General features: G+C 73.8%; 23 protein-coding genes. 9 read left to right on the top strand and 14 right to left on the bottom strand.

All coding sequences use genetic code 11. The features are described from left to right. Nucleotides 1-77: 77 nt before the first annotated feature. From AB0G59_RS03950 to AB0G59_RS03940, 3 genes are all read right to left on the bottom strand, one after another. Nucleotides 78-857, bottom strand: a complete 780-nt coding sequence (locus AB0G59_RS03950; RefSeq protein WP_360907741.1) for a lysophospholipid acyltransferase family protein — start codon at nt 855-857, stop codon at nt 78-80. Between the two features lie 133 nt (nt 858-990). Continuing rightward, nucleotides 991-1,401 (bottom strand): hypothetical protein, encoded by a 411-nt coding sequence (locus tag AB0G59_RS03945; RefSeq protein ID WP_360907739.1) that lies wholly within the window; start codon nt 1,399-1,401, stop codon nt 991-993. A gap of 30 nt (nt 1,402-1,431) precedes the next feature. Continuing rightward, on the bottom strand, nt 1,432-2,229 hold the full coding sequence (locus tag AB0G59_RS03940; RefSeq protein WP_360907737.1) for an NAD(P)H-dependent oxidoreductase: 798 nt from the start codon (nt 2,227-2,229) through the stop codon (nt 1,432-1,434). Nucleotides 2,230-2,311: 82 nt separating this feature from the next. On the opposite strand from AB0G59_RS03940, the gene AB0G59_RS03935 reads away from it, so the two are divergent. Then, nucleotides 2,312-3,211, top strand: a complete 900-nt coding sequence (locus AB0G59_RS03935) for a helix-turn-helix transcriptional regulator (protein ID WP_360907735.1) — start codon at nt 2,312-2,314, stop codon at nt 3,209-3,211. A 37-nt stretch (nt 3,212-3,248) separates the two neighbouring features. Here AB0G59_RS03935 and AB0G59_RS03930 read toward each other — a convergent pair whose 3' ends face one another. Next, nucleotides 3,249-3,593 (bottom strand): MerR family transcriptional regulator, encoded by a 345-nt coding sequence (locus AB0G59_RS03930; RefSeq protein WP_360907733.1) that lies wholly within the window; start codon nt 3,591-3,593, stop codon nt 3,249-3,251. Between the two features lie 158 nt (nt 3,594-3,751). On the opposite strand from AB0G59_RS03930, the gene AB0G59_RS03925 reads away from it, so the two are divergent. Continuing rightward, nucleotides 3,752-4,381 (top strand): NAD(P)H-dependent oxidoreductase, encoded by a 630-nt coding sequence (locus tag AB0G59_RS03925; protein WP_360907730.1) that lies wholly within the window; start codon nt 3,752-3,754, stop codon nt 4,379-4,381. A 45-nt stretch (nt 4,382-4,426) separates the two neighbouring features. Here AB0G59_RS03925 and AB0G59_RS03920 read toward each other — a convergent pair whose 3' ends face one another. Beyond that, nucleotides 4,427-5,245, bottom strand: a complete 819-nt coding sequence (locus AB0G59_RS03920) for an NAD(P)H-binding protein (protein ID WP_360907728.1) — start codon at nt 5,243-5,245, stop codon at nt 4,427-4,429. A 74-nt stretch (nt 5,246-5,319) separates the two neighbouring features. On the opposite strand from AB0G59_RS03920, the gene AB0G59_RS03915 reads away from it, so the two are divergent. Further along, nucleotides 5,320-6,276, top strand: coding sequence for an AraC family transcriptional regulator (locus AB0G59_RS03915; RefSeq protein WP_360907726.1), 957 nt, complete (start codon nt 5,320-5,322; stop codon nt 6,274-6,276). On the opposite strand, the gene AB0G59_RS03910 is transcribed toward AB0G59_RS03915, so the two are convergent. Further along, nucleotides 6,273-6,695, bottom strand: a complete 423-nt coding sequence (locus AB0G59_RS03910; RefSeq protein WP_360907724.1) for a MarR family winged helix-turn-helix transcriptional regulator — start codon at nt 6,693-6,695, stop codon at nt 6,273-6,275. The two genes, AB0G59_RS03915 and AB0G59_RS03910, sit on opposite strands and share 4 nt — an antisense overlap. Before the next feature lie 98 nt (nt 6,696-6,793). On the opposite strand from AB0G59_RS03910, the gene AB0G59_RS03905 reads away from it, so the two are divergent. Further along, the gene (locus AB0G59_RS03905) at nt 6,794-7,825 is read left to right on the top strand and encodes a hypothetical protein (protein WP_360907721.1); all 1,032 of its coding nucleotides are present in this window, start codon (nt 6,794-6,796) and stop codon (nt 7,823-7,825) included. 15 nt (nt 7,826-7,840) lie between these two features. On the opposite strand, the gene AB0G59_RS03900 is transcribed toward AB0G59_RS03905, so the two are convergent. Next, nucleotides 7,841-8,314, bottom strand: coding sequence for a MarR family winged helix-turn-helix transcriptional regulator (locus AB0G59_RS03900; RefSeq protein ID WP_360907718.1), 474 nt, complete (start codon nt 8,312-8,314; stop codon nt 7,841-7,843). Nucleotides 8,315-8,372: 58 nt separating this feature from the next. Between AB0G59_RS03900 and AB0G59_RS03895 the strand changes: the two genes are divergently transcribed. After that, nucleotides 8,373-8,780, top strand: coding sequence for a VOC family protein (locus tag AB0G59_RS03895; RefSeq protein WP_360907716.1), 408 nt, complete (start codon nt 8,373-8,375; stop codon nt 8,778-8,780). A 55-nt stretch (nt 8,781-8,835) separates the two neighbouring features. On the opposite strand, the gene AB0G59_RS03890 is transcribed toward AB0G59_RS03895, so the two are convergent. Both AB0G59_RS03890 and AB0G59_RS03885 read right to left on the bottom strand, forming a co-directional pair. Beyond that, nucleotides 8,836-10,416, bottom strand: a complete 1,581-nt coding sequence (locus tag AB0G59_RS03890) for a phosphodiester glycosidase family protein (RefSeq protein WP_360907714.1) — start codon at nt 10,414-10,416, stop codon at nt 8,836-8,838. A gap of 277 nt (nt 10,417-10,693) precedes the next feature. Beyond that, nucleotides 10,694-11,686 carry an alpha/beta hydrolase gene (locus tag AB0G59_RS03885; protein ID WP_360907712.1) on the bottom strand — a complete coding sequence of 331 codons (993 nt, stop codon included), beginning with the start codon at nt 11,684-11,686 and terminating at the stop codon, nt 10,694-10,696. 157 nt (nt 11,687-11,843) lie between these two features. Between AB0G59_RS03885 and AB0G59_RS03880 the strand changes: the two genes are divergently transcribed. Together AB0G59_RS03880 and AB0G59_RS03875 are read left to right on the top strand one after the other, a co-directional pair. Then, nucleotides 11,844-13,013, top strand: a complete 1,170-nt coding sequence (locus AB0G59_RS03880) for a hypothetical protein (RefSeq protein ID WP_360907710.1) — start codon at nt 11,844-11,846, stop codon at nt 13,011-13,013. Nucleotides 13,014-13,153: 140 nt separating this feature from the next. Continuing rightward, nucleotides 13,154-13,639, top strand: a complete 486-nt coding sequence (locus AB0G59_RS03875; RefSeq protein WP_360907708.1) for a hypothetical protein — start codon at nt 13,154-13,156, stop codon at nt 13,637-13,639. A gap of 59 nt (nt 13,640-13,698) precedes the next feature. Here the strand turns inward: AB0G59_RS03875 and AB0G59_RS03870 are convergent, their stop codons facing one another. Together AB0G59_RS03870 and AB0G59_RS03865 are read right to left on the bottom strand one after the other, a co-directional pair. Beyond that, entirely contained in the window at nt 13,699-14,124 is a 426-nt protein-coding gene (locus AB0G59_RS03870; RefSeq protein WP_360907706.1) for an RNHCP domain-containing protein, read from the bottom strand. 25 nt (nt 14,125-14,149) lie between these two features. Next, on the bottom strand, nt 14,150-14,533 hold the full coding sequence (locus AB0G59_RS03865) for an RNHCP domain-containing protein (RefSeq protein WP_360907704.1): 384 nt from the start codon (nt 14,531-14,533) through the stop codon (nt 14,150-14,152). A 341-nt stretch (nt 14,534-14,874) separates the two neighbouring features. On the opposite strand from AB0G59_RS03865, the gene AB0G59_RS03860 reads away from it, so the two are divergent. Further along, nucleotides 14,875-16,098: a styrene monooxygenase/indole monooxygenase family protein gene (locus AB0G59_RS03860; RefSeq protein WP_360907702.1), complete on the top strand. Its 1,224-nt coding sequence runs from the start codon at nt 14,875-14,877 to the stop codon at nt 16,096-16,098. Nucleotides 16,099-16,114: 16 nt separating this feature from the next. Here the strand turns inward: AB0G59_RS03860 and AB0G59_RS03855 are convergent, their stop codons facing one another. Then, nucleotides 16,115-17,554, bottom strand: a complete 1,440-nt coding sequence (locus tag AB0G59_RS03855; protein ID WP_360907700.1) for an FAD-dependent monooxygenase — start codon at nt 17,552-17,554, stop codon at nt 16,115-16,117. Nucleotides 17,555-18,251: 697 nt separating this feature from the next. On the opposite strand from AB0G59_RS03855, the gene AB0G59_RS03850 reads away from it, so the two are divergent. Continuing rightward, nucleotides 18,252-19,325 carry a terpene synthase family protein gene (locus tag AB0G59_RS03850; protein WP_360907698.1) on the top strand — a complete coding sequence of 358 codons (1,074 nt, stop codon included), beginning with the start codon at nt 18,252-18,254 and terminating at the stop codon, nt 19,323-19,325. A gap of 54 nt (nt 19,326-19,379) precedes the next feature. On the opposite strand, the gene AB0G59_RS03845 is transcribed toward AB0G59_RS03850, so the two are convergent. Both AB0G59_RS03845 and AB0G59_RS03840 read right to left on the bottom strand, forming a co-directional pair. Further along, nucleotides 19,380-19,751 carry a hypothetical protein gene (locus tag AB0G59_RS03845; RefSeq protein WP_071966339.1) on the bottom strand — a complete coding sequence of 124 codons (372 nt, stop codon included), beginning with the start codon at nt 19,749-19,751 and terminating at the stop codon, nt 19,380-19,382. A gap of 146 nt (nt 19,752-19,897) precedes the next feature. Continuing rightward, the gene (locus tag AB0G59_RS03840) at nt 19,898-25,969 is read right to left on the bottom strand and encodes a TIR domain-containing protein (RefSeq protein WP_360907695.1); all 6,072 of its coding nucleotides are present in this window, start codon (nt 25,967-25,969) and stop codon (nt 19,898-19,900) included. Nucleotides 25,970-25,993: the final 24 nt, after the last annotated feature.

The raw sequence follows: 25,993 nt of genomic DNA, 5'->3' as shown, positions 1-25,993 counted from the left end.
TTCGTACGGGAGCTCCGTGGAAGGCGTTCCGGGAGGCTCGCGGCGGGCGCCGGGGGCGCCCGCCGGGCCGTATCGGGTCAGGCAGCCGCGGACCGGCTGCTGTCCGGCTCCAGGTGCCCCGCCTGCTGCACCGCGTGCGCGGCCCACGGGCGATCGGCCGGTCCGGCGGGCGGGCGTACGGCGTGCAGGGCCGCCCTGGCCTCCGTCGCATAGGTGTCGACGTATTCCTGGTCCGACAGCTTCAGGATCGCGTACATGATTTCGTCCGTAACGGCTCGCAGTACCGCCCGCTGGTCGTGCATTCCCTCGTACCGGGAGAAGTCCAGCGGCTCGCCGAAACGAATGGTGATCGGCACGATGCGCGGCAGCCGCCGCCCCGTCGGCTGCGACTCGAACGTCCCGATCATCGCGCAGGGGATCACCGGCGCGCCCGACTCGAGCGCCATGGCCGCCACGCCGACCTTGCCCTTGTACAGCCGCCCGTCGTGCGAGCGCGTCCCCTCCGGGTAGATGCCGAGCAACTCACCCCGGCCGAGCACCTCCAGCGCGGTGTCGACCGCCGCCTGGGCCGCCTCCTTGCCCGACCGGTCCACCGGAATCGCCCCGATGCCGCGGAAGAACGTCGCGGTCAGCCGGCCCTTCAGCCCCGGCCCCGTGAAGTACTCCATCTTCGCGAGGAAGGTGATCCGGCGCTTGACCATCACCGGCATCATGAAGTGGTCGGAGAACGACAGATGGTTGCCCGCGATGATCGCCGCTCCGTTCTGCGGCACGTGCCGCAGCCCCTCCACGCGCGGCCGGAAGAGCCAGCGCAGCAGCGGTATCAACACCACGGATTTGAACGCGAAATAGAACATCCAGTGAGCCCCTCACCCGAGTAACCCCCGCGCCGAGGCACGGTAGTAGGGGGCGGGGGATCATGGGGAGAGCGTCTATTCGGCCACTGCGCCCCCGGCCGAAACCGGCCGGGGCGGGCACGGGCGGATGCTCCTAACGGCCGCCGCGGGCCTTCTCCTCCGCGCGGGCGCGGAGCTTCTCCTCGACCCGGTCGCGCAGGAGCTCGTACTCCTCCCGGAGCCGGCCGAGGCGGGGCGGCCGGGCTATGACCGTGCCGCCGGTGACCGTCTCGTGCGGCCCGAACTGCTCCCGGGTGAGGTCGATCTCCACACCCATGCCCAGCCGGTTCCACCAGTGGTAGTCCGTCTGCTCGCCGTCCACGCGGACCTCCCCGCGGATCAGCTCACCGCCCAGCAGGTCGTTGACGACCATGGCGGTCACACCGCACTGGTCCCGGGCGGGATTGTCCGGGCTCCAGCGGGAGCGGTACTCGGGCGTGCACGTGGCGGCGTCCCAACTGCTGCGGACGGCCTCTTCGATGTCGGTCAGGAGGAGCGGAGTCATGCCGGCCATGCTGGCACGCACCACTGACAATCACCGGCCGTGCGGGCGGACGTGGAGATCCAGCCCGTTCGTCCCCGGCGCCTCCACGTCCGGCAGCAGCCTCATGTCGTGGTCGTAGTCGCCGCCGACGAGCGAACGGAAGGGGACCGGCTCGTCCGTGAAGAGCCCGTCGAGCCGGAGCGCGTACTCCCGCTTCGCCGCCTCGACCCGCTCCTGCGGCAGGTCGTTCGCTCCGTACACCGCGAACGGTTCGAGCGGCGCCATGCCGGTGAACCAGAACAGGCCGTGCTGCAGCGGGTGGAGGACGTCCGCCAGCCGCCCGTGGATGCCCCGGTCGGAGAACGCCGACTCCCGGGCGCCGGCCGTCACCGACACCAGCGCGCGCCGCCCCGCCAGGGCGCCCTCGGCGTAGGGCGGCGGGACCGCCGGGCCGTAGCCGAAGCCGGCGGTGAACACCCGGTCGATCCAGCCCTTGAGTATCGCGGGCGCGGAGAACCACCACATCGGGAACTGCAGGATCACCGCGTCCGACCAGCGCACCTTCTCCTGCTCGGCCGCGACGTCGGCCGACAGCCGGCCCACCAGCGTGGCCTGTTCGGAGGCGGCCATCACCGCCAGCCGCCGGTCCCCGGGGTGGTCGGGGAAGTCGTCGGCGTCCACCGTCGCCTTCCACTTCATCGCGTAGAGGTCGGACACCCGCACCTCGTGTCCCGCCGCACGCAGGTGGTCGACCGCGAACGCGGCCAGGGTGGCGTTGAGCGAACGGGGCTCCGGGTGGGCGCTGACGACGAGGATCTTCTTCCGCTGCGGCGGCGTGGTTTCGGTCATGACGCCACGTTCTCCCGGGCGCGGCCGGGCAGCCAGCACCCTGTTGTTCCTGGTACTGCGAGGGCCACCCATACTTGAGCCCATGAACGGCGTGACCAAGGACCTGAGCAGCGACGGAATCGACGGGGTCGGAGACACCCGCCGGGCGCTCGGCGGCTTCCTGCGCGCCCGCCGGGGGCGCGTCGCGCCGGAGCACGTCGGGCTCGCCGGCGGGCGTCGTCGAAGGGTGCGCGGGCTGCGCCGCGAGGAGCTGGCCCAGCTCGCCGGCATCAGCGTGGACTACTACGTGCGCCTGGAACAGGGCCGGGCCACCCAGCCCTCCCCCGAGGTGCTCGACGCGCTCGCCACGGCGCTCGGCCTCGACGCGGCGGAACGCAGGCACCTCGCCACCCTGGCCGACGCCAGGCGCCATCCGGCGCCCGACGCCCGCGTCAGCACGCCGCTGCGGCGGATCCTGGACGCCATGGCCCCTCTCCCGGCCTTCGCGACGGACCACCGCCTGGACGTGGTGGCCTGGAACGACCTGGGCGCCGAACTGATCGGCGGCCTGGCCGAGCCTGGCCGCCGCGACCGGAACAACGCCCGGTTCCTCTTCCTCGACCCCGCCTCCCGCGTCGTCCAGCCCGACTGGGAGGACAGGGCGGCCGAGGCCGTGGGCCAGCTGCGGGTCTCCGCGGGGCGCTACCCCGACGACGCGCGGCTGTCCGCGCTCGTCACCGAACTGTCCGAGCGCAGCACCGAGTTCCGGCGGATCTGGGCCACCGGCGAGATCGTGATGTGCGGGGCGGGCCGCAAGCGCCTGCGGCACCCGCTGGTGGGGCTGCTCACCCTGGACTTCGAGACGCTGCACGTACCGGCCGCGCCCGGCGAGACGGGCCTGGTGGTGCACGTCTTCAGCGCCGAGGAGAACAGCCGGGAGGCAGCCGCCCTCGCCCGGCTGTCCACGGCCGCCAAGCGGATGCCGCGGCCGCACGCCGGGTGACCCGGCGGGCGGCCGTTCAGGCCGGGCCGGCTGCCGTTCAGGCCTTCGCCAGGAAGCCCGCGAGGGTGCTGCGGCGGCGTTCGAGGCCGTCGATGCGCTCCTCCGTGGCCGCCAACGCCCGGTCCAGGGTGGCCCGCAGGTCCGGGCACATGTCGAACTCCGGCCGCTCGCCGCGGGCGCACGGCAGCACCGAACGGATCACCTCGGTGGACAGGCCCGCGTCGAGCAGGGCACGTACCTGCCGCACGGTGGTCACCGAGTCCTCTTCGTAGTCCCGGTAACCGTTCGGACCACGCCCGGCCTCGAGCAGTCCCTGCGCCTCGTAGTACCGCAGCAGCCGCGGGCTGACCCCGGTACGCCGGGACAACTCTCCGATCAGCATGTGGCCCGCCCCATCCGCGCTCGACCTTCCCATCGACGTGAAGCCTCACCGTCGGCCCCATCGTATCGACAAGATCGTCACGGCCGGAATGGCCGACGGCCCGGGTCGGTTGTTCCGTCCACACGATTGCGTAGTGCTGAAGACTGATGGAGTGGGACATGACCTCTTTCGTTGCTGAACGGGACGACCAGGCGGCGGCCGACCGCTCGTTCCTCTTCGTCCTCGGCAGCTCCCGCCCCGAGGGCAACACCGAGACCCTCGCGCGGGCCGCCGCCGAGCAGTTGCCCACCGGTGTGTCACAGCGCTGGGTGGACCTGACCCGGCTGCAGTTGCCCGACTTCCAGGACGGGCGGCACGAGAGCGAGGCCTGGCGGCCCGAAGAGAACGAGGAGGCGCTGCGGGCGGCCACCCTGGAGGCCACCGACGTCGTCCTCGTCTCGCCCCTGTACTGGTACACCCTCTCCGCGCACACCAAGCGCTACCTCGACTACTGGTCGGGCTGGCTGACGGCGCCCGGCTCCGACTTCAAGAAGCGGATGGCCGGCCGGACCCTGTGGGGGGTCACGGTCATGGCGGACCCCGACGAGGCCGTCGCCGACGGGCTGGTGACCACCCTCAACAACTCGGCGGCGTACATGCGGATGCACTTCGGCGGAGTGCTGTTCGGCAACGGCTCCCGGCCCGGCCAGATACGGGACGACGAGCGGGCCATGCTCCGCGCCAAGACCTTCTTCCAGCGCGAGGCCCCGCTCGCCCGCTTCCCCCAGGAGGAGGCCAACGGGCGGTAGCCGCCCGTACCCGTGCCGGGGCCCCGCTGCCGCCCGCGGCGGCGGTCAGGGGCTCCACACTCCCGTGGGCGCCGTCGCCCGCACGTACTCCTCGAAGGAGCGGGGGGCGCGGCCGAGTGCCTCCTGCACACCGGTGCTGACGTAGTCGTCCTCGCCGAGGCGTATGCCGTCCAGGAAGGAGGCGATGGCTTCGGCGTCCGCGAGGTGGTGACCCGCCGCGACCTGGGCGGCGACGTAGGCGGCCGGGTCCTGGTGGCGGTGGCGCAGCTCGCGTCCGACGGCGTCGCCGATGACGGCGAGGGCCTCGGCGAAGGAGAGCGCCCGGGGGCCGGACAGTTCGTAGGCCTTGCCGGCGTGGCCGTCGCCGGTGAGGGCGGCCACCGCCACGTCGGCGATGTCCTCCACGTCGACGAACGGTTCGCGGCCGTCCCCGGCGGGCGTCGTGAGCTCGCCCGCGAGGACCGCCGGCAGGAAGAAGTCCGGCGCGGCGAAGTCCTGCGAGAACCAGCAGGGCCGCAGCATCGTCCACTCCAGCCCCGACTCCCGGACCGCCGACTCCGTCTCCGGCACGCCGCCGTCGGCGTCGAGGCCGCGTACGGACAGCTGGACGATCCGCCGGACCCCGGCCGCCTTCGCCCGGTCCACCAACTCGGCGCGCTCGGGCAGGCCGAGCGTCTCGGTCGGGACGAAGTACACCGCCTCCGCGCCGGCCAGGGCCGGGTCCCAGGTGGAGCGGTCGGTCCAGTCGAAGCGGGTCGCCGCCGAGCGGGAAGCGGAACGGACGGTGTGGCCGAGGGCCTCGAGGCGGGGGACGACGCGGCTGCCGGTCTTGCCGGTGGCGCCGAGCACGAGAATCTGTGTCATGTCCGTCAGTCAATACGGAGCCGGCGGTACGCTCCATGGCCGGGACGGCCGGATCCATGTGTGATCGTTCCACTATGGATCTTCTCGACGACTACCTCTCCGGAGTCAGGGCACGCGGGGCGGTTTTCTGCAGCACGGTGAGCGTCCCGCCCTGGGGGATGCGGTTCACCGGGCCCGCGCCGCTCACGCTCAGTGCGATGCTGCGCGGCGACGCCTGGCTCGTACCCGATGGGGGCGACCCGGTGGAGCTGCCGCGGGGCGGCATCGCGCTCGTGCGGGCGCGATCGCCGTACACCGTGGCGGACCACCCGGACAGCATGCCGCGCGTCCTCGTCGACGGTGACGACCACTGCACCCTCGTCGACGATCCCGCGGAACCGGGGCGCAATTGGCGGGTGACCGGCCGCACCGTCGGGGACGCGGCGGACGGCGCCACGGACCTCCTGGTCACCGCCGGGTACCGCGTCGGAGGCGACCTGTGCCGGCCCCTGCTCGACGCGCTGCCCCCGATCGCTGTCGTACGGCCGGATCCGGGGCTGTCCGCGCTCCTCGACCTGATCACCGCCGAGGTCGAGCACGACGAGCCGGGCCAGCAGGTCGTCCTGGACCGCTTCCTGGACCTGCTGCTGGTCCGGGCCCTGCGTACGTGGTTCGCCCACCCGGGCGCCACCCCGCCTCCCGGCTACCGGGCCCTCGCCGACCCGGACATCGGGCACGTGCTGCGCCGGCTGCACGAGGAGCCGGCCCGGCCATGGACGGTCGCCTCGCTCGCGGGCGAGGCGGGCATGTCGCGTACGGCGTTCGCCCGCCGCTTCTCGGCGCTGGTCGGCAGGCCGCCCCTGGCCTACCTCACCGACTGGCGGATGACCCTGGCCGCCGACCGGCTGCGCGCGCCCAGGGCCACGGTCACGGCGGTGGCCAAGGAGGTCGGGTACGCGGACGGCTTCGCGTTCAGCGCGGCCTTCAAACGCGTACGCGGCGTCAGCCCGTCCGCCCACCGCGCCGCGTCACGGGTGCCGGACGCGCCCTAGCAGGAGGCGTTGTAGCGCAGCAGGTAGGCGGCGAAGCGGGCGAGGTCGTCCTCGCCCCAGTCGGCGAGACGCTCGCGGAAGGCCGTGCGGCGGTTGTCGCTGACCTGCGCGAGGGCCGCGGTGCCCCGGGCGGTCAGGTGCAGGACCTGGGCGCGCTGGTCGTGGGGGTCGGGGCGGCGTTCGATGAAGCTGAGGCGTTCGAGGTCGGCGACCTGCCGGCTGACGGTGGACTTGTTGAGCATGAACCGGTCGGCGAGGTCGGCGGCCCGGCATCCGCTCTGGTCCTCCAGGTGGGCGAGGAGGGCGAAGGAGACCAGCGACAGCTCGGGGTGCATGCGGGCGGCCACGGCCCGGGAGCGCCGGGCGAAGGCGGTCAGCTCGCGCTGGATGGTGTCCAGGGACTGGTCACGGTCGGACATGGGGTGGTGGCCTCTCTTCCTCGTCTGGTTGTAGAGTACAACTTGATGAAGTAGTTGTAAATGCCAACCATCCCCTCGCGGGGAGTCGAGGAAACACCATGAAATCCGCGACAGGCGGCGCGCTGCGCCATGTCCTCACCCACCTGCTCACCCCGCTGCTGATGTGCGTCGGCATGGGCCTGGCCTACCTCGGCGCGTTCGCCCACCCCTCCCCCCACGAACTGCCGGTCGCCGTGGTGGGCTCCGGCCCCGGCGCCCAGGCCCTGGCCCGCACCATCGCCGACAAGGCCGGCGACGACCTCGCCGTCCGCACCGTCGCCGACCGGGCGCAAGCGGAGGACCAGCTGCGCCACCAGGACATATTCGGCGCGTTCGTTCCCGGCGGGAAGACCCCGGAGCTGCTGGTCGCCTCGGCCGGGTCGGACACCACCGCCGCCGTCGTCCAGAAGGTCTTCACGCCCGTGGCGGCCCGTCAGGGCGCCCCGCTGAAGGTCACCGACGTCGCACCGCCCACGAAGGACGACCCGACCGGGCAGGGCGTCTTCTTCCTCCTGGTCGCCCTCAGCATCGGCTCCTACGCCTCCGTCGCGGTGATCGGCGGAGCCGGGGCGGTCCTGCCCATGCGGGTACGGGCCCTGCTGGCCGCGGCGACGTCCCTGGTGGTCAGCGTGATCGGCGTCGCCCTGGCCGGCCCCGTCTTCCATCTCGTCGACCACGGGCTGGGCGGGCTGTGGGGCATGGCGTGGCTCTACTCCGCCGGCGTGCTGCTGATCGGCACCGGGCTGCACACCTTCCTCAAGCGCTGGACGACGCTGGGGATGATGGTGCTGTTCGTCATGCTCAACTTCACCAGCTCCGGAGGCATCTTCCGGCCCGAGCTGCAGAACGGCTTCTTCGCCCCCCTGCACGACGTCTGGAACGGTGCGGCCTTCGTCGAAGGCACCCGCAGCCTCGCCTACTTCGACGGAATCGACCTGGGCGGGCACGTCTGGACGCTGGCCCTGTGGCTGGTCGCGGGCCTGGCCGTGACCGCCCTCGCCTGGGCGGTCGAGGCCCGGCGCCCGGCGGGGACCGGGACCGTCACCACCGCTTCCGCTGAGGAGGAATTGGAGGAAGCGGTCGGAGTCTGACCCCACCGCGGGGCGTCAGGGCGAAACGTCATCCGCGTCGGGCAGCCGACTCACGTGGTCGAACAGCCGCAGCAGCAGCTCCGACAGCCGGTCCCGCTCGGCCGGGTCCAGCGGCGCGAGGACCTCTTCCCGCACCGCCCGCGCGTCGGCGTCGAGCTCGCCGAGCAACGCCCGGCCGGCCGCGGTCACCTCGACCGACACCCGTCGCCGGTCGGCGGGGTCCTGGCGGCGCTCCACGGCTCCGGCCCCGGCCAGGGCGTCGACCACCTTGGCCACGTCGCTGGGATGCAGGGCGAGCCGCGCCGCCAGGTCACGCTGACTGTGCGGGCCGAAGTCCGTGAGCGCGGCCAGCACCGCCATGTGCCACAGCCGCAGCCCGCGGACGGCGAGCCGCTGCGCGAGCCTGCCGCGAGCGGCCTTGCCGATCTTCGACAGCAGGTAGGTGTCGAGCCGCAGCAGGCTCGGCGGCAGGTCGTGGGCGGTGTCCATACCCACGATTGTAGGTGCGCACCTACAGTAGGTCTCGCCCTACGAACAGGAGACCGCCATGGACGCCCTGCACCCTCGCCTGCTGACCGCCCGCTTCGCCGACTGCTTCGGCTTCTACGAGGCCGTACTGCCGGAACTGATCGGCGCGGTGCTCGCCGGCGGCGGTCCGGCGAGCCCCTACGCCTGCTGGGACGTCGACGGCCAGGGCGTGCTGGCGCTGTTCGACCGCGCCGCGATAGCGGCGGTCGCCGGCACCTCCGCCCTGCCCGTCGAGCCCTCCCCCGCGCAGGACCGGACGATGTTCGTCTGCCGTGTCCCGGACGTCGACGCCGGGCTCGAGCTCTGCCTCCGGCACGGCGCCTCCGAGGTGGCGGGGGCCACCGACCGGCCGGAGTGGGGCGCGAACCTGCGCACCGCGCACCTGCGCGACCCGGAGGGGAACCTCATCGAGCTGCAGTCGTACTGACGCCCCGCCGGCCCGGCACCGGCTACCGGGCCGGGCCGGTACGGACCGGACGACGTCAGCGGATGATCAGTGCGTTGGCCATCAGCCGGGGGCCCGTACTGTCCGAAGGCCGGTTGACGACACGGTCGCCGATGACCATCGTCGTGGAGCCGCCCCCGTCGAGGTTGAGGGCGTCCACCGCGCCGAGGGCGCTCATGACGGCCGCGCTCTCCTTGAACGACACCCCCGAGCTGTAGCCGGGGCGGCGGCCGTCGATGGTGACGAACAGCAGCGAGCCGTCGGCGGCGATGCCGGCGAGGGTGCGCGGGTGCCGGTGGGTGGCGAAGTAGTCGTAGAAGCCCGGATCCTCCGGGTAGTTGAAGCCCTCGGCATCCGCGGGCACGACGATGCGACCGTCGCGCAGCAGCTGCGGCCCGCCCGAGACGGCGTCCACGCCCCGCCCCGCCACGGCCGTCAGCGGCCGGCGCTGCCGGTCCAGGGCGGCGCTGGACACCGTCAGCACCGAGCCCTGCCGGGCGTGGTCGCGCAGCCACTGGGCGCCGTCGCCGGTCCCGGCGAGCACCGTGGCGTCGGCGGGCACGGTGCCGCCCCGGCCCTCCCGGACCTCGAGCACCTTGCCGTCGCGGCCGAGGACCGCCACGACGCCGGCCCCGGCGTGGACCGACCCCTTGAAGAAGCCGGTGTACTGGATGATCTCGGAGTCGTCGGTGCACAGGGAGTCGTGCCGGGGGCGTTCGGTGGGCCGGTCCCCGCCGGTCCCGCCGCAGGAGCGGATCTTGCCGGGGGCACGGTTCAGCCCGTCGACCTCGCGCTGCGCGCCGTCGGCGGAACGCACCCGCAAGGCGGTGGTGAGCTGCTGGACCGAGGGCCGTACACGCGCCTCGGAGGGCAGGACCAGCGCACTGCGCCCCTGCACCGCCTCGCTGAGCAACTGGCCGTCGACGACCGAGAGCCCGGCGACATCCCCGAAGGTGCCGTCCTCCTCGTCGGACCCGTAGCTGCCGTTGACGCCCGCGATGCCGCCCGTACGCCGGACCATGTCGGCGAGGGTCTCACCGCCGGGCACCCGGTCCAGCGACTGCCGCGCCTCGACCCGCTGCCGCTGACCCGCGGCCACGCGCAGCACGTCGACCACCCAGGGCCCGGAGCGCGACGTCATGTCCTCCCCGGTGAAGTAGGTGCGGGCCGGCCGGAACCCCGCCGCCCTCAGGTCCTTCACCAGCTTGGCCGCCGCCTCCTGATCGGCGAGCGACCCCACCCGCACGCGCCAGCCCCACGGCGAGTTCGAGGGCAGGTCCTGCGGGCGTTCGTCGACCCTGCTCACAGTGGGCGGGAACCCCGCCGCGGCCAGCCGCGCGGCCAGCTCACGGGCCGGGGCCTCCTCCCGCAGCAGCGCCACTTCGATGGTCCAGCGGTTGCGCGCGTCGCTACGCCCCCGCTTGATCCTGGTCCAGGTCACCCCCGGGGCGACCTGCGTGGTCGAGCGCGTCTCCGGGAGACCGGCGTCCCCCAACGGCAGGCGCTGTGCGGCCGGTTGAGCGACCGCCCGCGCCTGCGTGCCCGTGGTGGGCGAGACGAGCGTCAGCATGACCAGGCCGGCAGTCAGCGCCGACCAGCGCATACGTCTGATCTTCACCACTTTTCTCCCCTGCCCTCTCGGTGTCGTGTCGCGGGCTGTCGCCACAGCGTGGACGCACAGCGTGTCGCGCACGAGAACGCTCAGCTCAGCATGGCGTAATGGGGCGGAAACAGGATGCGGCCGTGCACCAACGAGCGGGAAGATTCACCGGCCGCCCACAGCGCCCGCCGGGGCGCGCCGCCGGTGGTACGGGCGGCGGGCACGGACACCCGGTCGAACGCGGCGGGACCCCGCCCCCGTGGGGGCAGGGTCCCGCCGTCCGGCACCGGCCCGGTCAGCCCTTGGCCGCCGGCAGCTGCGCCAGGAAGTCCAGCAGCGCCGCGTTGACCTCGTCCGGGCGCTCCTGCTGGGTCCAGTGGCCGCAGCCGGGCAGGGTGACGTTGTCGTGGAGCTTCGGGGTCGTCCGGTGAAGGGAGCCCAGCAGGTCGTCCATGCCGGGGAAGGAGCGGACCAGGTCGCGGTCGCCCGCCATGTAGAGGGCGGGGACGTCGATGCCGCGGCCGTGGAAGGCGGCCAGCAGTTCCCAGTTGCGGTCGAGGTTGCGGTACCAGTTCAGGCCGCCGGTGAAGGCACGGTCGCCGTGTTCGGCGTATTCGCGGACGAAGGTCTGGATGTCGTCCTCGGTGAGCCAGGCGGGGAGTTCCTCGGGTTCCCGCATGGTGTCCAGGAGGGTGGCGCCCTCGGGGATGACCCAGGGGCGCGGCGGGTCGGTCTGGGGGCTGTCGCCCGAGGCGCCGGCCAGCAGGCTGCGGAACGTCGCCGCAGGGTCCTGCGCCAGCTGGGCGTCGGCGACGCCGGGCTCCTGGAAGTAGATCTGGTAGAAGCCGTCGCCGAGCAGACTGCCCAGGGCCACCAGGGGGGCGACCGGGCCGCGTGGGAGCGGCGGGACGCTCAGGCCGACGACGCCGCGTACGACGTCGGGGCGCAGCATGGCCGTCGACCAGGCGACCGGTGCTCCCCAGTCGTGGCCGACGACGACCGCGCTGTCCTCGCCGAGGGCGTGGACGAGCCCGATCACGTCGCCGGTGAGGTGCAGCATGCTGTAGGCGTCGATGTCGGCGGGCTGGCCGCTGCGGGCGTAGCCTCGCTGGTCGGGGGCCACCACGCGGTAGCCGGCCTCGGCCAGCGGCGCGAACTGGTGCCGCCAGGAGTACCAGCATTCCGGGAAGCCGTGCAGCAGCAGGACCAGTGGCCCCTGCCCCTGCTCGGCGATGTGCAGTCTGACCCCGTTCACCTCGACGAAGCTGTGCTCGACCGCGCTGGTCACATGTCCTCCTGCCCTCTGCCCGTGCCGGGCCCGGTGGGGATGGGGTTCCCGGCCCGGTCAACGGCTCGGGCAACGGCTTTGTTCCGGGCAGCCGTTGGTGACCGGTTCGTACCAAAGGTGAGCAACTGTTGCCCTGCGCTGCTCGTTGTCCGTTGTCGTGAAGAGGTATCGACGAGGGTGGCGCGCGCTCGCGGCCGCGGCGGCCGTGGTCTGTGTGTTCGTCTCGCCCGGGGCGTCGGCGTCGGTGGGCGCGGGGCCGCCGCGCGTGGTGGGGGTGCGTCCCGCGGCGGCGCTGGACGGGGCCTTCGGCGCCTATGCCGAGCGGGCCCGCTCGGCACGGCACTGGACGGGTGGAGACAGCACGTATTCCGTGCGGACGCCCGCCGGTGAGCTGTGGATCTTCTCGGACACCTTCCTCGGCACGGTACGGCCCGACGGCTCCCGCTCCCCCGTCACCGGTGACGGCGGCACGACGCCGTTCGTCAACAACAGTTTCGTGCTGTGGACCGCGCACGGCCCGCGCACCGTCACCGGGCGGGACCGGTCGGGCCGGCCCGCGTCGGTCGTCTCCGGTGCCGGCCGGGACGGCTGGTACTGGGCGCGGGCCGGCGTCCCGGACGGCCGCGACGGCGTGGCGGTCGTGTACGCGCGCTACGTGCGCACCGGGCCCGGCCCCCTGGACCTGGCCTGGCGCGGGAACGTCCTGGCCAGGTTCCGCGGCGGGCGGCTGGGCCGGCCGCTCTCGCTCACCCCGCTGCCGTCCTCGGCCCGTACGGCGTGGGGCGCGTGGCTGGAGCGGCAGGGCGGCTTCACGTACGTCTACGGCACCGAACAGGCCCCCTCCGGCGGCAGTTTCCTCCGTCTCGCCCGCATCGCCGGCAGCGACCTGCGGCGGCCCTGGCGGTACCGGACCGCGCGGGGCACCTGGTCGCCCCGCGAGGCGGACTCGGCCCGGCTGGCCGGGCCCGGCGGCCCGGCGCTGCGGACCTCGGACGAGCTCAGCGTGGTGCGGCACGGCAGGTGGTACGCCCTGCTCTCCCAGTGCGCGGACCGGCCGTTCAGCGCGGAGCTGCAGCTCGCCTGGTCCCGTACCCCGTACGGGCCCTTCACCCGGCCGCGGACGGTGTACACGGCGCCGGAGGCCGGGCCGCACGGTACGTACCGCAACCCGAACGTCTTCGCGTACAACCCGCATGAGCACCCCGAGCTGGAGCGTCGCGGGGAACTGGTCATCTCCTACAACGTGAACAGCCTCGTACCGGACGACGTCATCCGTCGCGCGAGCATCTACCGGCCGCGTTTCCTGCGCGTCGCCATCGCCCCCTGAGCCGGCCGGCATGGCCGGATTCCTCCGCGCCGCATTGCGGGCGGCACGGACCCACGCCAAGATCACTTGCCGTAGCAGCGCGGTCACACATGCGATGTGAGCCGCTTTCGCGCACCCCCGTGAACTGGAGACGACCACACATGTCCGCTCGTACTGCGTTCCGCGCCGCCGGACTGGCCCTTGCCGCCGTGACGCTGGGCCTGACGGCCGCCCAGGGCGCCCAGGCCGCCACCGCCCCGGCCGCCCCGGCCCAGGCCGCCGCCGCGGCGACCGCCGCCGAGGAGAACCCCTTCGAGGGGATAGACCTGGAGGGGCTCAAGGCCGAGAAGCGGTTCATGTACCCGGCGGGTCACCGCGTGGCCTACTGGGCGCTGGTGCTCGACGAGGAGAGGGCCTCGCGGACGTACTCGGGCGGGACGTTCTTCCTCTACGCCCCGGCCACCAAGGAGTTCGGCTGGTTCCTCGACACCGACATCGCCACCCGCACGGTCAAGAACCCGCGCCAGGTCGTCATCGCCGACCGCGACTTCATCAGGTCGCACCCCCGGGTCGAGGTCCGCTACGGCAACCCCGACCAGCCCAAGAAGGCCCGGGTGGTGGCCAGGACCACCATCTGGATGGGCTGAGCCGACGGTGCACCCGTGCCCTGTCGGCCGCGCGGGCGGCCGACAGGGCACGGGAATCGCTACAGCGTGAGCAGCGCCCGGCTGGGGACGGCGGTGTCCCGCAGCGGTCTGAGCGCCAGGCGCATCAGGGCGAGGGCGTTGTCGTCCCCGGCGATGCGGTTGGCGCTGAGCTCACCGCACGGCAGGCACTGATGGATGATCAGCCATTCGCCGTCCGGGCGTACCGACAGGCTCAGCGCCTCCATGCGCCCGCGGCAGGAGGCCGCGCGGTCCCCCGGAACGCGGCGGTCGACGTGGAGGCTGGTCAGACAGTTCGGGCAGTGGTTGCGGTGGGCGGTGCCGGGAGCGGTCAGGGGCACGTCCAGCCGGCAGCCGGCGCACCGGAAGACGTCGGCCCGGTGACCGCCGCGTGCGTGCAGGACGTCCTTGTGCCGCTGCGGGCGTCGCCGCGCCGCCCGCTCCGCGGTGTTCTTGCGTCGTGGCATGTCGCCTCTCCTTCCGTCGGCCCGTTCAGAGCTCGCCGAACGCTTCGAGCGGGAACGGCGGTTGGGCCAGCGGCCGGACGGCCATGCGCATGAGGATGAGCTGGTTGTCGTCCGTGCAGACCGGGTTCGACGTGAGCTCGTCGCAGCGCACACAGCGGTGAACGATCATCCAGTCGCCGTTGCGCAGCACGGCGATGGCGATCGGTGTCATGCGGGAGCGGCACGCGGACGGCCCGCCCTCGACGTGGTCGTGGACGTGCTGGGAGTGCAGGCACGACGGGCAGTGGTTGCGGCGGCCGCCGTCGGCGGCGAGGGTGGAGACGGCCAGACCGCACCTGACGCAGGTGAAGGTGTCGGTCTTCAGGAAGGGACTGGGTCCGCTCGGGCGAGCGGTGTTGTGGCTGGACACCCGGGGTGTGCTCCTTGCTGGAAGGTCGTGATGGCAGCAGGAGACGGCCGAGCGTTCCTCAAGGGCAGCGGGGAGGAAGGTCCGCGATACGTCGAGGCGCGCTCGGCGCGGGCCGGGGCATAATCACCGCTTTCAGGGCATGGGCGCCCAAAGAAGGACCAGTAGTTCTGCCGGGAACGTAACAGCCGCCCATGGACGGACGCCACGGAATTTCCCGGCGCGCGACGGACCGCTCCCGGCTCAGCAGTCCCTCTGTCCGGTCGCCGGGCCCTGTAGCACGATGGAACGGCGCGGCGCCCGGCCGGGCGCCCCGGGTCGGGGCCGAGGAGTGAGGGGGCCGCATGCGGCGGATCGCCATCGTGGGAGCGGGACAGGCGGGGTTACAGCTCGCGCTGGGGTTACGGGACCACGGACACGAGGTCACGCTCGTGTCGGACCGTACGGCGCAGGAGATCCGCGGCGGACATGTGCTGTCGACCCAGGCCATGTTCGGGCCCGCGCTGCAGATCGAGCGGGAGGCGGGGCTGCATCTGTGGGAGCGGCAGACGCCGTCGGTGCGGGCGGTCCGGGCCACGGTGATCGATCCACCGGGTGAGGCGGCGCTCGCCTTCACCGGATGGCTCGACCAGGCCGCGCAGTCGGTCGACCAGCGGGTGAAGGTGGCCGGCTGGCTGGAGTTGTTCCAGGAGCGGGGCGGCCGCGTCGAGTACGGCACCGTGGACCGGGCCGGGCTGCGCCGGCTGGCGGACCGCCACGAGCTGACGATCGTCGCCGCCGGGCGCGGCGAGCTGTCCGGCATCTTCCCGCGCGACGAGGCGCGTTCGGCGTTCGACCGCCCTCAGCGCATCCTGTCGTGCGTCTACCTGCACGGCGTGCAGGCGCCGCCGGCGCCCGCGGAGCTGCACACCCGCATCGTGATCGTGCCCGGCGTGGGCGAGGCGTTCCTGCAGCCGGCCCTCACGACGAGCGGGACCTGCACCATCCTGCTGTGGGAAGCCGTGGCGGGCGGCCCCTTCGACTGCTGGCAGGACCGCCCGGCGCCCCACGACCACCTGGAACGCTCGCTCCGCCTGCTGCGGGAGTACGCGCCCTGGGAGCACGCGCTGTGCGCGGAAGCGGAACCGACCGACAAGACCTGCACGCTCTACGGTGCCGTGACGCCCGTCGTCCGCCACCCCGTCGCCCGCCTCGAGGGCGGTGGCGAGGTCCTGGGGATGGCGGACGCGCTCGTCCTCAACGACCCGGTCACCGGGCAGGGCGCCAACAACGCCGCCCGCTGCGCGGCCGTCTACCTGCGCGCCATCGACGAGCGCGGCGACGCGCCCTTCGACGCGCCGTGGATGCACGGGACGTTCGAGGCGTTCTGGCAGCACGCCCGGCACGCCACCGCCTTCTCCGCCGCGATGCTGGGGCCGCTGCCCGGACACCTCCAGCGCGTGCTGGCCGCCGCGGCGGAGAACGAGCAGGTCGCCCGCCGCTTCGCCGCGGTCTACGCCGACCCCTCCCAGGGCGAGTGGCTGCTGGACCCCGCCGTGGCCGACGCCTACCTCGCCTCCGTGCACTGACCGCGGCGACGGACCGTCAGAGCGCGGCCGCCTCCGGCTCCATCGGCGGTTCCGTCAGGCCCTGGGGAGCCGGGCCGAAGAGGACGGCCCTGGCGACGGACGGCTCGAACAGGGAGACGGCCGGGGCGGTCAGGTTCAGTACGGCCCGGAACGCCCTGCCGACGACGGGGTCGCCGCTGGCGCGCTCCTGGACGCGCTGCAGATACCAGTCGGCGGGCCGGTCGACGGCCCGGGGCCGCAGGACGTTGCCCATGGCGCCGGGCATGTTCTTGTCCGCCCCCGCCGAGATGTCCCAGGCCTGCCGGGCCGCGGCGAACAGGGCGTGCTGCACACGGCGCGTCGTGGGCGTGCGGCGGGTGTCCTCCAGGGCGTCCCGCAGGGCGACGGCGCTGAGCGCGGCGACGGACATGCCCTGGCCGTAGACGGGGTTGAAGGCGCACAGGGCCTCGCCCGTGGCGAGGAATCCCGCCGGGCGGCGGCCCGGCAGGTCGTAGCGGCGGCGCAGGTTGCCGGTCTTGCGGAAGCCGTGGATGGCGGAGACCGGTTCGGCCTTCCGCAGCCAGTCGTGGAGCACGGGGTGGGGAAGGCCGGTGGCGAAGTCCATGAACCCGGCCTCGTCGGTGGGCGGCTCCGAACCGCGCAGGCCGGAGAGGATGACGGACCAGCGGCCGCCCTCCATGGGCAGCATGATCCCGCCGCGCGGCTGGGTGGGGTTCGGCACGATGTAGACGCCCTGGAACGGCGCGTCCCCGGCGTCGTCGCGGGTGCGGTAGAACCGCGTCGCGTAGGCGAGGCCGGTCTCGAGGCTCTCCTCCCGCGGCGGTTCGGCCCCGATCGCGGTCAGCCAGGCGCCGGCGCGGGACGACCGGCCCGTGGCGTCCAGGACGAGGTCGGCCTCCAGGACGCGCTCCTCCCGGCGCGACGCCGCGGCCCCGCGCTCGCGCAGCCGGACGCCCCGTACCCGGGTGGCGTCCCCGAGGAGCCCGGTCACCTCGGTGCCCTGCAGCGTCTCGATGCGGGGGCCGGCCAGCACGCGGCGCCGTACGAGATGGTCGGTCAGCGGCCGGGAGGCGGTGAGGATGTGCGCGGTGGCCTCGGTGCGGCGGAACCAGCGGCCCGCCTGCCACTGCACGATGTCGCTCGGCATGCCCACGCGTGGTGATCCGTGCGCGAGCATCTCCGCCCCGATGCCCGGCAGCAGCGCCTCGAGCGCGCGCTGGCCGCTCTCCAGCATCACATGGGTGTGCCGGTCCTGGGGCAGGCCGGCACGGTGGTCGGGGCCCTCGGGATAGCGGTCGCGTTCGATGACGGTCACCGTGTCGGCGTGGGAGCCGAGCACGTGCGCGGCGAGAAGTCCCGCGAGGCTGCCCCCGATGACGGCGACGTGCCGCGGCGGGCGGCCGCTTCGGGGACCATCGTCCGTACGTGCCGGATCCTGCGCTTGTGTGTTCGCCATGTCCACCTTCGTCTCCCCGGCCGCTGCGGCCTCCCGCCCCTCCGGTCGGCGGGGGCGTGTCGCGGCGCCATTCCCCCGGACGCCGATCACCGTACCGGGCGCCGAACCCGCCGCGTTCCCCGGTCGGTTCACCCCTCGCACGAGGGTTTCGGAGTCGCGCCCTGACCTGCGCGCTCAGGGGCGCGTGGACTAGGGCGGACGACTATGCAGCCGGGACGGAGTGCGCCCCTCACTCCAATACACCTTCGGCCGTGCCGGGTTCGCTTTAGTTCCTTTATGGAACGGGCACACACCTTGCCAGGACCGGGGCGGGAGCAGGACCGAGGAAGTCCCCTCGCGCTCCGGTACGACGTGCGGGCTCTGTGGGCAGGGGGAGCGGAGAGCTGTGATCCAGTACGGCGCCGGATCGAGACCGTTCGGAGCCCGGACCGGCGGCCGGTCCCCGGACCGGCCGCCTCGGGAGCCGAGCGGTCCGGCCGCTTCCGTGCCCGCTCGCACCGCGCGCCGAACCGTCTCCCCTGCCCGGCGCGCACGCGTCTGCCGGGCGCCTCGATCATCGCCGGACGCACCCGTTGCCACCCCGCCGGTGCACGGCACATTGTGACAGCGCACCGTCACGATCACCGGGAGGGGAATGCCTTGCATCGCAGCGTTGCCGTGACTCCCACCAGGAGGGCCGCGGGCCCAGGAGGTGGCCATGCCCCAAGATGTGATCATTCCCGTCGACTTCCCGCATGCGGTCAACCCAGACATCGGCCGGGCGTACGCCCGGGAACTCCGATGGGGAGACCGGTACCGGGTGACCGACGACCCGGTCCGCTGGCAGCGGATACGCGCCGCCGAACCCGGCAAGCTGGTCGGCTACACCGCCCCCGACGCACGGGGCAGCGGGTACGACCTCGCCGTCGACCAGATGTGCTTCTTCTTCTACTTCGACAACCTTGTCGAAGAGCTCTTCTTCGACGCCCCCGCCCAGGCGGCCCCCTTCATCCAGCGCATGGCGGACATCCTGGATCCGGACATCCCGCCCGGCCTGCACGACCGGTCCGTTCCGGCGGTGGCCATGCTGGCCGACCTGTGGGCCGACAGCAGCGCCCGGATGTCATGGCAGTGGCGCCACCGGGCGGCCGGGCACTGGATGGACTACCTGTGGGCCAACCTCGCCGAGGCCGTCGACCGGCACCGGGGCACCACACCCGCCTCCATCGGCTCCTACCTGCGGATCCGCCGGGCCTCCATCGGGCTGACGCCCGTCCTGGACATGTACGAGGTCTCCGGCGGCTTCGAGGTTCCCGCGGGCGTGTACCGGCAGTCCGACATCAGGCGCCTGCAGACCCTGGCCTGCGATCTGACCGTGCTCGGCAACGACCTGGTCTCCCACGACAAGGAGGATGCCGTCGGCGACACCTACAACGCCGTCATCATCCTGCGCGATCACCACGGGCTCTCCGAGCGGCAGGCCATCGGCCAGGTCAGCGCCGAAGTGGTCCGGCGGGCCGCGGAGTTCCACCATCTGCGGGCGCGCCTGCCCGGCCTGTGCGACGCCCTGGACTTCGACACCCACGACCGCGCGCTCGGCGGACCCGGCCCCCAGCAACGGCGGGCCATCCGCCTGCCGGTGCCGGGCACGCCGCTGTGCCCTCGTGAGGCCACGCTCTCCCTGGCGCAGTGCCTGCACACCTGGGTGGGCGGACACTTCGACTGGATGCGCGAAGCCCCCCGCTACGCCTCCGACCACGCCACGCCCGTCGGCAGACTCGCCGAGGCCTGACCGGTGAGGGGGCCGACCGCGGGGCCGGGCCCCGCGGCCGGGCGCGCCGCGGGGTCAGCCGGCCGCCGCGTTCTCCTCCTCCACCGCGGCCCGGACCTGAGCGTCCTCGATGACGGTGGTCGGGTACAGGGCGCGGCCGACCGCGTAGGGCTGGGCGTAGACGGCGACCAATTGCCGGATCTTGTCGCTGTCCGGCTCGTCCGCGGTGCTCTCCCCGTCCTCCTCGGGGGCCGGGAGGCCGGCCCACATGTCCTCGGCGGCGCTCATGAGCTGGTCGACTTCGTCGCGCAGGCGGTGCCAGGCGCCTTCGCGCAAGGCCTGCTCCATGGCGGAGAGAGAACCGAGGACGGTGACGTAGTCCTCGGCCAGGCGCTCCTCTTCGGCGGTAGGTTCGAGCGCTTTGGCTGCCAGCTCGGTTGCGTACACGGACACCTCCACGGATGGGACGGGCAGTACCGGGACCCTGCGTACGGCCCCGGCCCCCCGGCATCGTCGCGCCCCGGGAGCGCGGCCGTCGCCGTTCACTGTGGCCGCGCAGCCATTTATCACCCGCACGGATGAGCGCTCGGCTCTCAGAGGGTGTCGTCCAGCGCCAGCCTCCTCACACCCGGTACGTGGTCGTCGAGTTCGCCGGGCTCGAACCGGCACATGCCCACGACGTGCCAGAACTCGCCCGCGATGTCGCCGTCGAATTTGTAGCCGCCCGAGGGCGTCAGGGCCGCCCAGCCGCCGGGGACGCCGATCAGGGTGGCGCGCTCGGTCGGCGGGCCCTCGGGCGGCACCGTCCACAGGCGGACGGTGCCGTCCTCGCCGCCGCTGGCGAGCAGGGAGCCGTCCGGGCTGAAGGCGAGGGCGAGGATCCGGCCGGTGTGGCCGGTCAGCAGGCCCGTCCGGCCGCCGCTCAGCGGGTCCCACAGGCCGATGGTCCGGTCGTCGCCCGCGGTGGCCAGCAGGGGACGGACGGGGTGGGCCGCGGCGGCCCACAGCCGGCCCGTGTGGCCGCGCAGGCGGTGCCGGGGCCCGCCGTCCTGCCAGACGATGGCCTGGCCGTCCCAGGAGGCGCTGGCCAGCCAGGCGTCGCCGGGGCCGTGGACGACGGCGTACACCCGGTCGGCATGGCCTTCGAGTTCGGCGACCAGACGGCTGTCGACGAGGTTCCACAGGCGTACACACTTGTCGTCGCAGCCGGTGGCCAGGCCGCCGCCGTCCGCCGTGAACGACAGGGACCGCACCCGGCCGCGGTGCTTGGCGAGGGTGGTGACGTGCGCCCCGGTGCTGCGGTACCACAGGCGTACGGTGTCGTCGTCGTTGGCGGTGGCGAGGATCTGCCCGTCGGCGCTGAAGGCCTCGGCCCACACGTGGTCGGTCTCGGCGTCGATCTCCCGCTGGTACTCGCCGCTGGCGGCGTTCCACACATAGACGTCGCCGTCGCTGCTCGATGTGGCCAGCAGGGGCCCGCCGGGGGCGAACACGGCGGAGACCAGGCGGTCGTTGTGACCGGTGAGCTCGCGTACGCGGCGGCCGGTGGCGGGCTCCCACAGCCGGACGGCGCCGTCGTTGCCGCACGCCGCCAGCTGCGCGCCGTCCGCGCTGAAGGCGAGGCTGACGACCTTGCGTCCGTGACCGCGCAGGATGCGCCTGCCGCGGCCGGTGGTGGTGTCCCACAGCCGCACCGACCCGTCGTTGCCCGCCGACACCAGCAGCGGGCCGGACTCGGGGGCGCCGATGCCGCCGCGGGGCCGGAACCGGCAGGCCCAGACGGACCCCTGGTGGTCCGCGGGCTGCTGGCGCAGGGGGACGGCCGACCAGCTCACGGCGGCGGGGGCGGAGGCCGGCGGCGGGGGCGGGGAGATCCGCCAGAGCCGCACCGACCCGTCGCTGCCGCCCGCCGCCAGCATGCCGCCCTCGGGGTCGAACACCACTTGGTACACGGCTCCGCCGCCGGTCAGGGGCGCGGCGGCCGGCTCTCCGGTGAGCGGGTCCCACAGCAGGACGCGGCCCTCGGTGTCGCCGCTGGCGAGCAGGGCGCCGCCGGGGTGGAAGTCCAGGGTGTAGACGCGGCCCGGGTGGCCGGTGCACGTGTGGCGCAGCCGCCGCCCGGCGACGTCCCAGATCCGGACGGTGCCCCGGTCGTCCTCGCCCATGTCGCCGGTGGCGAGCAAAGTCCCGTCCGGGCTGAAGCGGGCGCGGTAGACCGCTCCCCGGTGGCCCTCGAGCTCACCGAGGAGCCGGCCCGTACGGGTGTCCCACAGCCGTACGGCGGCGACGGCGTCGCCGGTGGCCAGGAGCGTGCCGTCGGGGCTGAACACCGCGGTGTAGACGGGCGCCCGGTGGCCGGGCAGGCGGTGGGCGACCGTGCCGTCGGCGACGTCCCACAGGGTGACGGTGCCGTCGGCGTCGCCGGTGGCCAGGCGGGTGCCGGAGGCGTCGAGGGAGACCGGCCACACGCCGTCGGGGTGGACCTCCAGCCGGTGGCGGCAGGCTCCGGAGACGGGGTCCCACAGCCGTACGGTGCCGTCGGCCCCGCCCGTGGCGAGGACCCCGCCGCGGAACTTCACGGCGTAGACGCGGCCCATGTGGCCCTGCAGGGTGCGCAGGGCCGTGCCGGTGGCGGCGTCGCAGACCAGGACGCCGCCGTCCTCGCTGCCGAGCGCGAGGAGTTCGCCGGCGGGGCTGTAGGAGACCGGTTCCGGCAGCCGGCTCGTGCGCATGTCGAAGCCGTAGGGGACGCCGACCGCGGAGGGGCGGAAGCCGGGTTCGGCGGACAGGCCGGGGGCGACGGCCGCGGCGCGCAGCTCGGGGGTGTCCAGGGTGGCCGGGTCGGCCACCGCGTTGATGAGGGCCGAGCGGTGCCAGCTGCTGCCGGTGACCTGGGCGCCGCGCAGGTCGGTGCGGATCAGGCGGGCCCGGCGCAGGTCGGCGCCCCGCAGGTCGGCGCCGCTGAGGTCGGCGTTGTCCAGGCGGGCGCCGGCCAGGCGGGCGTCGCGCAGGACGGCGCCGGAGAAGTCGGCTCCGACGAGGCCGGCGTCGGTGAGGTCGGCGCGGGTCAGGTCGACGCCGGAGAAGTCGCGGTAGGAGAGGTCCTCGCCGGCCAGGACGGCGCCGCGCAGGTCCGTGTGGGCGGGCACCCTGAGCCGGCTGAGGATCTTCACCGCGTTGGCGCGGGCGGTCTCGCCGCCGTCGCGCGCGCCGCCCGTGTCCGCGCTCTCGCCCGCCAGGACCCGCTCCGCCCACTGCTGGCAGGTGCGGTGGTCGGCGAGGTCGCACAGGAACTCGACGGCCAGCTGGCTCAGGGGGCGGCGGGCCAGCAGGTCGGCCTCGCCCTGGTCGCCGCGGTCGAGGCGGGCCCCGGCCTCGCGTGCCACCAGCCATTCGGCCACGGATCCGTGGATGAAGCGGAAGAGGCCGTCGTCGGTGCGCACCAGCAGGCTGCCGGAGCCGACCGCGTGCGCGGTCTGCGGCACGGAGAGCCGGGTGTCCACCAGCTCGTTCAGCGCGTCGGCGACGTCGTTGAGCTCGTCGAGCCGCAGGGCGCTCTCGCCGCTCTCCCACAGGCGCAGGGCGAGGATGGTGACGGCCCGCCACAGCTGGTCCAGGCTCAGTCCGGGGGTGCTGCCGGGGCCGCCCTGGCCGCGCCGCTCCTCGAACCGCAGCCAGGAGGAGAAGACCTCCTCGTACAGTCCGGCGGGGCTCAGGGCGCGGCCGGCGCCGGCGACGGCGCGCAGCCGGTCGTGGTCGAGGTCGGCGACGAAGCTGAGCAGGCGGGGGTTGCGGCACAGGGCGAGCAGGTCCGGGATGCCTTCCAGCAGGCGGACCCGGCGGTCCGCGGCGTGTTCGTCGCCGTAGCGGTTGACCAGGTACGAGCGGATCTGCTGCGGCGTGAACTCCTGGACGGCGAGGACCCGGCGCTGCGGGAGCAGCCCGACGCGTTCGCCGAGGGCGGTCAGCACCTGGGCCTGGGAGCGGAAGTGCTGGGTGCGGCTGCTGACGACGATCTTGGCGCTGTCGACGGCGGCGTCGAGCAGCACCTGCAGGTGGTCGGCGGCGCGGTCGTAGCTGACCTGGTTGACCAGTTCGTCGAATCCGTCGAAGAGCAGGACGATCCGGCCCTGCCGGAGCATGTAGCGGAAGGCGCGCAGGTCGATGGTGTCGACGCCGTGGCCGGCGAGGTGGGCGGCGACGAGTCCGTCGAGGGTGTGGGCCTTGTCGAGGGAGCTGAGCTGGATCAGCAGGGGCACGAGGTGGGGAAGTTCCGCGGGCAGGCGGCGGGCCAGCTCGCGCAGCGCGAAGGTCTTGCCGTGCCCGAAGTCGCCCAGGAGCAGCAGGAAGCGGCCGTGGTCGGCGTCGAGGAGGCGCAGGACGTCGTCGACGAGGCCGTCGCGCTCCACGCCTCCGGGGCGCTCCAGCTCGCGGTAGCGCTGGGGGAGGTAGAGGCCGGGCTGGTACTGGGGGTCGGTGCTCAGGCGTTCGGTCTGGGCGGCGACGTAGCCGCGCAGGTCGAGCAGGCCCTGGAATTCGGTGAAGCTGCGCACGAGGACGCCCCGGCGGCGGGCGTGCTCGCGCAGGGCGCGGGCGGGCGGCGGGCCGTCGTGGACGAGTTCGGCGTCGGGTTCGGTGTCGGAGGCGTGGACGCGGTCGATGAAGCGGTCGATGTCCTCCGCGCCGGGGGTGCCGGAGCACACGCCGACGCGTTGCTGGCGTACGAAGCCGGCCTCGGTCCAGGTGACGAGCAGGCCGGGCGGGTCGCCGGGGATGCGGCGCAGGTGGACGCCGTCGTGGCGGATGCGGCAGACCTCGGCGACGCGGGCGATGAGGGCGTCGAGGGGGCCCTGGACGGCGCGGGCCTCCGCGCCGGGGCCGGCGGGGTCGGTCGCGGGCGTGCCGGTGCGGCCGGACGCGTCGAGGGGGTCGGGGGCGCCGGGCGCGGTGGCGGGGTCCTCGGTGCCCGGGGCGGGCGAGGGCGGCTGGGGCGGGCCGAAGGCGCGGTGGGTGCCGGGCCAGGCGAGGGCGTACCGGCGCGGTGTGCCCTCGGGGCTCTGCGGCCAGCGGGTGAGCCCGTCGCGGGTGAGGTGGAGCAGCTGGTGCAGGCCGGGGGCCGCGGCGCCGAGGACGGGCAGTTCCCGGGTGGCCAGCGGCAGTGCGAAGGCGGTGGGCCGGTCCGCTGCGGCCCGTGGTTCGGCGGTGGGGCCGTGCAGCAGCAGGTTGAGCCGGGGTGCGGTGAGCCGGGCCAGGACGTCGGTGTCGCGTAAGGGGGCGGTGCCGGTGCGGCGTCCGGCGCCCGGGGCTGCGCCGGTGCCGCGGGCCGGGTCGTAGCCGAGGGTGCGGCCGGGGCCGGCGGGGCGTCTGGTCCGCTCGGCGGGGGCGGGTGCCTGGTCGGGGCCGGGTTCGCCGTCGAGCGGGCGGCGGGTGTCGAGGGGGTGGCGCAGGGCGCCCAGGCGCAGCCAGCCCTCCCGTTCGTAGGAGCGCAGTGCCTGGGCGAACCAGGCGGCCTGTTCGGGTCCGACCATGCCGTACTGGTCGTCGGGGCGGTGGCTGTAGGCCATCGAGGAGTTGAGGCCGGCGACGACCGTGCGCAGGGCGGGGACGGGGAACAGGCTCCAGGGCTGGTCGCCGTCGAAGACGACGTCCAGTCCTTGGTAGAGCTCCTGGAACAGGCGGGCGTAGTGGCGCCACTTGGGCCAGTAGGGCGGCCGGGGCTGCATCTCGTCGGCTTCGCAGTTGTTGAAGTAGGCGCGGCAGGCGGCCTGGCTGACGTCCTGGCCGCCGGGTACGACGGCGAGGCGGTCGGCGGCGAGGCCGAGGCGGGAGCGCAGCCCGGTCAGGAAGGTCAGCGCCTGGTCGCACTCGCGCGGGCTGCCGGAGGCGGTGAGGTCTCCGGTGACGACGAGGAGGTCGGGTGCGGGTGCGCCGGCGTCGGTGAGTTCGACGAGGTCGCCCCAGATGGCGGCCTGGAGTTCGGCGGGGTCGGCGCCCCTGCCGAAGCTGGGCCCGGCCAGGTGGAGGACGCTGACGGCTTCCCTGGTGTGGTGGCCCTCGGTGGCCTGGGGGTAGTCGGGCGGTGCGGCGGGGCGGCGGCGTCCGGCCCAGCCGGGGCTGCCGGGCTGCCGGCCGGGCGGGTGCGGGACGCTGCGCACGGGGTCGCCGGGGTGGCCGGCGGAGTGGGGGAAGCCGGGGAATCCCGGGCCCCGGGTGGGGCGGGCCCTGCCGTCGAGCGCGTGGCCGACGCGGGTCAGGAGCAGGTCGCGGGCGGCGACGGTGTCCTGGATGCCGACGAGGTCGACGTAGGTGATCGTGGCGAGCAGTCCTTCGACCGGGATGTCCTCGACGCGGACGGTGATCAGCCGGCGTTCGGGGGCGTCGGGGTCGGCGCGCAGTGCGGCCTGCCACTCCATCCGTCCGTAGCGGGAGCGTTCGTAGTTGCGGGAGAGGACGGCGATGACGGCGGCGGATTCGCTGACTCCGCGGTCCATGAAGTCGACGAAGTTCGTGCCGGGGACGAAGTCCCAGGCCTGGATGACGGTGCGGTAGCCGGCTTCCTCCAGCGTCCAGGCGATCCACGACGCCCATCGCTCGTCGGCCGGTGAGTAGCTGATGAAGAAGTCCAACGGCCGGTGCTGTGCGTCGAGTTCCTGGCGAGCGACCATGGTCCCCATCCTAGGAACCGCCTC

It is taken from the genome of Streptomyces sp. NPDC021096 (genome assembly GCF_040641275.1).
Lineage (GTDB): Bacteria > Actinomycetota > Actinomycetes > Streptomycetales > Streptomycetaceae > Streptomyces.
Note: the sequence above shows the minus strand (reverse complement) of the source record. Positions and strands in the feature narration are given on the sequence as shown.

Coding starts and splice junctions, on each gene's coding strand:
- AB0G59_RS03950 (WP_360907741.1), bottom strand. CDS start 857: ATGTTCTATTTCGCGTTCAAATCCGTGGTGTTGATACCGCTGCTGCGC.
- AB0G59_RS03945 (WP_360907739.1), bottom strand. CDS start 1,401: ATGACTCCGCTCCTCCTGACCGACATCGAAGAGGCCGTCCGCAGCAGT.
- AB0G59_RS03940 (WP_360907737.1), bottom strand. CDS start 2,229: ATGACCGAAACCACGCCGCCGCAGCGGAAGAAGATCCTCGTCGTCAGC.
- AB0G59_RS03935 (WP_360907735.1), top strand. CDS start 2,312: ATGAACGGCGTGACCAAGGACCTGAGCAGCGACGGAATCGACGGGGTC.
- AB0G59_RS03930 (WP_360907733.1), bottom strand. CDS start 3,593: ATGCTGATCGGAGAGTTGTCCCGGCGTACCGGGGTCAGCCCGCGGCTG.
- AB0G59_RS03925 (WP_360907730.1), top strand. CDS start 3,752: ATGACCTCTTTCGTTGCTGAACGGGACGACCAGGCGGCGGCCGACCGC.
- AB0G59_RS03920 (WP_360907728.1), bottom strand. CDS start 5,245: ATGACACAGATTCTCGTGCTCGGCGCCACCGGCAAGACCGGCAGCCGC.
- AB0G59_RS03915 (WP_360907726.1), top strand. CDS start 5,320: ATGGATCTTCTCGACGACTACCTCTCCGGAGTCAGGGCACGCGGGGCG.
- AB0G59_RS03910 (WP_360907724.1), bottom strand. CDS start 6,695: ATGTCCGACCGTGACCAGTCCCTGGACACCATCCAGCGCGAGCTGACC.
- AB0G59_RS03905 (WP_360907721.1), top strand. CDS start 6,794: ATGAAATCCGCGACAGGCGGCGCGCTGCGCCATGTCCTCACCCACCTG.
- AB0G59_RS03900 (WP_360907718.1), bottom strand. CDS start 8,314: ATGGACACCGCCCACGACCTGCCGCCGAGCCTGCTGCGGCTCGACACC.
- AB0G59_RS03895 (WP_360907716.1), top strand. CDS start 8,373: ATGGACGCCCTGCACCCTCGCCTGCTGACCGCCCGCTTCGCCGACTGC.
- AB0G59_RS03875 (WP_360907708.1), top strand. CDS start 13,154: ATGTCCGCTCGTACTGCGTTCCGCGCCGCCGGACTGGCCCTTGCCGCC.
- AB0G59_RS03870 (WP_360907706.1), bottom strand. CDS start 14,124: ATGCCACGACGCAAGAACACCGCGGAGCGGGCGGCGCGGCGACGCCCG.
- AB0G59_RS03860 (WP_360907702.1), top strand. CDS start 14,875: ATGCGGCGGATCGCCATCGTGGGAGCGGGACAGGCGGGGTTACAGCTC.
- AB0G59_RS03855 (WP_360907700.1), bottom strand. CDS start 17,554: ATGGCGAACACACAAGCGCAGGATCCGGCACGTACGGACGATGGTCCC.
- AB0G59_RS03850 (WP_360907698.1), top strand. CDS start 18,252: ATGCCCCAAGATGTGATCATTCCCGTCGACTTCCCGCATGCGGTCAAC.
- AB0G59_RS03840 (WP_360907695.1), bottom strand. CDS start 25,969: ATGGTCGCTCGCCAGGAACTCGACGCACAGCACCGGCCGTTGGACTTC.